This is a genomic window from Sulfurimonas sp. (assembly GCF_023229105.1).
In the GTDB taxonomy this organism is placed as follows: Bacteria; Campylobacterota; Campylobacteria; order Campylobacterales; family Sulfurimonadaceae; genus Sulfurimonas.
Genome location: NZ_JALNZY010000126.1, coordinates 1 through 3,116 on the forward strand (window position 1 = coordinate 1; position 3,116 = coordinate 3,116).

At 33.2% G+C, this 3,116-nt stretch carries 5 protein-coding genes; all 5 read right to left on the minus strand.

Annotation, left to right across the window (positions count from 1 at the left end; translation table 11 throughout):
* On the minus strand, window positions 1-394 hold a 394-nt coding region (locus M0Q17_RS11045), incomplete at its 3' end, for an NAD-dependent epimerase/dehydratase family protein (protein ID WP_295086817.1).
* Window positions 391-882 carry a DapH/DapD/GlmU-related protein gene (locus tag M0Q17_RS11050; RefSeq protein WP_295086819.1) on the minus strand — a complete coding sequence of 164 codons (492 nt, stop codon included), beginning with the start codon at window positions 880-882 and terminating at the stop codon, window positions 391-393. The genes M0Q17_RS11050 and M0Q17_RS11045, both read right to left, overlap by 4 nt.
* Complete coding sequence (locus M0Q17_RS11055) at window positions 879-1,619, minus strand: TylF/MycF/NovP-related O-methyltransferase (protein WP_295086821.1); 741 nt, start codon at window positions 1,617-1,619, stop codon at window positions 879-881. Before M0Q17_RS11055 ends, M0Q17_RS11050 begins: the two co-directional genes overlap by 4 nt.
* A 13-nt stretch (window positions 1,620-1,632) precedes the next feature.
* Complete coding sequence (locus M0Q17_RS11060; RefSeq protein WP_295086823.1) at window positions 1,633-2,847, minus strand: class I SAM-dependent methyltransferase; 1,215 nt, start codon at window positions 2,845-2,847, stop codon at window positions 1,633-1,635.
* The coding region (rfbC, locus tag M0Q17_RS11065; RefSeq protein ID WP_295086825.1) for a dTDP-4-dehydrorhamnose 3,5-epimerase at window positions 2,837-3,116 on the minus strand (280 nt) is incomplete at its 5' end. The genes rfbC and M0Q17_RS11060, both read right to left, overlap by 11 nt.

Genomic DNA, 3,116 nt, shown 5'->3' on the forward strand with positions numbered 1-3,116 from the left:
TTTTACTTCCATCATATATGTAATCCAAATTTAAATTATTATAACAACTATATGAATCTTCATCAAAAACTACACTATTTTCATCGCAAGAGCCATAAACTCGACTAGAGCTAATATAAACATAGCTATATTTTATTTTTGCATTTTCTAAAATATAACTATTTAAACCGATATTTGACTCTACTGTCTCTATCAATTGATCTCTAAAATCCCCGCTGTTTCCTGAGGTATTTATAAGATAATCAAACTCCTCTTTTTTAAGAATATCTATATTTTTTCTGGTTATTGCAACTGTTTCTACCTTAAGGCTTTTTAAATAGTCTAATATATTTAAGCCTATATAACCTATTCCTAAAATAGCTACTTTTCTATTTTTTAATTTAGATAAATTCATTCTTTTCTATAACCAATTTTTCTGCAAGGTGTGCCATAATTTATAGAGTACTCTTCAATTTCACTATTTACAAGAGAATTAGCTCCAATCACAGCTCCATGCCTAATTATAGCTCCATCAAGAATAACAACATTTGCACCTATCCAAACATCGTCTTCAATAATAACCCCGCCTTTTGATTGCTTGAAACCCTGTTCTCTAATTGGTTTATTTCTATCACTAAATTCATGATTGGTCGGGGTAATTGAACAGTTAGGACCAATAAGAACATTATTGCCTATTATTATGCCGTTGCCTGAATATAAAACTGTTCCGGAATTTATGTATACATTAGAGCCTATCTCAATATTGCCCAATCCACCTGTAAATTTAATTTTTACGAAAGAATCCACCATGGAGTCTGCACCGATAATCAGCATTGAACCCTTTTTAGATATTTCAATGTCGCATAATGATGATATTTTAGCGGTTGAATCTATCTGATTCATTTAAAGATTACTCCTTGTCCAGTAGGAAGTTCAAGCACTTCATAGCCTCTTTTTGCAAGCCAAGGATCTTCAGCGAGCTTTTGTTCTCTATAGCCTAGCCAACCATAATCATCCAAAATTAGTATACCGCCTGGAGATAGCCTATCAAATAAAATCTCAAGTGCTCCAATCTCTGCAGCAGCATTATTTAAATCAATATGCAAAAGAGAAACTTTTTGTGGTGAAACTTCGTGAAGAACGTTAGGCACATGGCCTTTTGTTACGATTACATTTGAGAGATCTGCAAAACGATTTTTAACTTGCTCAAAAAGTGTTGCGCTGTGCTCTGGCATAGCATGATGCATCATAGACTCGTCATGTTCAAAAAGATCATAAAGATAATAACTTTTTTCTTGCTTAGCAAAATCTACATAGTCGCTAACGATCCTTGCCGTAGTCCCTTTATAGCATGCACACTCTACAAAATCACCAGGTATATTCCTAGAAATAACACTTTTTGCTGCCCATGCAACGACATATATTCTCCAGAGTATCGCTCTTTCTACTTCGGTAGTTACATTCTTGTTATAAGCATCCATAAAAGGCTTATTATTTAAAAAACTTAAATTTTTACTGAATGTAAAAAGATTGTCTCCTGTATAAATACCTTGTTGAGGCGTATTATCTATTGCTTGCTGCATTGCCTCGAAAAAACCAGGGTTTCTAACTCCCCAAAACATTGATGATAGATAATTCATTTCTTTTTTCCTTTTATTTAATAACTTCTAATTTTGGCACAGCAACCACAAACTTACCATTCCACTCTTTAATATACTCAAGTTGTTCTATAACTTCCTCTTTAATATTCCAAGGAAGTATTAAAACATACTCTGGCTTTGTTTCGCTTATTTTTTCTTCACTCACGACTGGAATATGACTTGCAGGAAGATATTTGCCTTGCTTGTGTGGTGATTTATCTACTACAAACTCTATGAGGTCGTTTTTCACCCCCGCATAATTTAAAAGAGTGTTTCCTTTTGCAGCAGCTCCGTATGCTACGACTTTTTTATTCTCTTTTTTTGCTTCAAGCAAAAAAGCCAGCAAGTCGTACTTTACCCTGTTTGCTTTTTCTTGAAATCCTTTATAAATATCCATATCAATTAAACCAAAAGCTTTTTCTTCTTTTAAAAGATACTCGACACTTTGAGACACTTCTATATGGTTTTCTTGATGGGTTGCATAGATTCTTAAACTTCCTCCATGAGTTGAAAGTTTTTCTACATCGTAAAGCTTTAGTCCTTGTGCTTCAAAAATTTGTTTAACCGTATAAAAAGATAGATATGAAAAATGCTCATGATAAATAGTGTCAAACTGATTTTCTTCTATAAGCTTAAGTAGATGTGGAAACTCCATGGTAATAGTTCCATTTTCTTTTAAAGCTATTTTGAGACCTTTTACAAAGTCATTGATATCCGGAACGTGTGCTAAAACATTGTTTCCAAGAATCAAATCTGATTTTACTAAAGTTTGAGCCAAAGAACTTCCAAAAAAATCATCTATTACATCAATCTCTTTTTCTCGTGCAACATCTGCCGTGCTCTTTGTTGGCTCTATTCCAATACAGGGTATATTTTTTTCTTTAAAATATTGAAGCAGATAGCCGTCATTTGATGCTATTTCAGTAACTTGTGAGTTTTTATCCAGTGAGAGTCTCTTTGTTATCATCTCTACATAGTTCTTAGCATGTGCAAGCCAACTTGTAGAGTATGAACTAAAGTAAGCATAATCTTTATCGAAAATATCATCTGATTTTTTATACTCATCTATTTGCACAAGTTTACACTTTTGGCATACATAAATTTTCAGAGGGTAAAAAACTTCCGGTTCATCAAGCTGCTCTTTGGTCAAATATGAATTTGAAGCAGGAGAGTTGACTAAATCTACAAAAATATCATTGAGTTCTGTTTTGCAAAATCTACAGTTCATTTACTTCTACTCCTTCAAATTCATCGGTTAAATATGGGTGAGTTTCATCTCTTGCAGAAAGATTGATTATATTTAACGGCCACTTTATATTTAAGAGCGGGTCATTTATATTTAATGCTCCCTCATTTAACGGAGTATAGACAGTGCTGTGCAGATAAAGCAGCTCTGTATCATCTTTTAGTGTTTGAAAACCGTGGGCAAAACCTTTTGGAATATAGATCATCTTTTGATTTTGTTCTGTTAGTTCCACAGAAAAGTGCTGTAAAAAA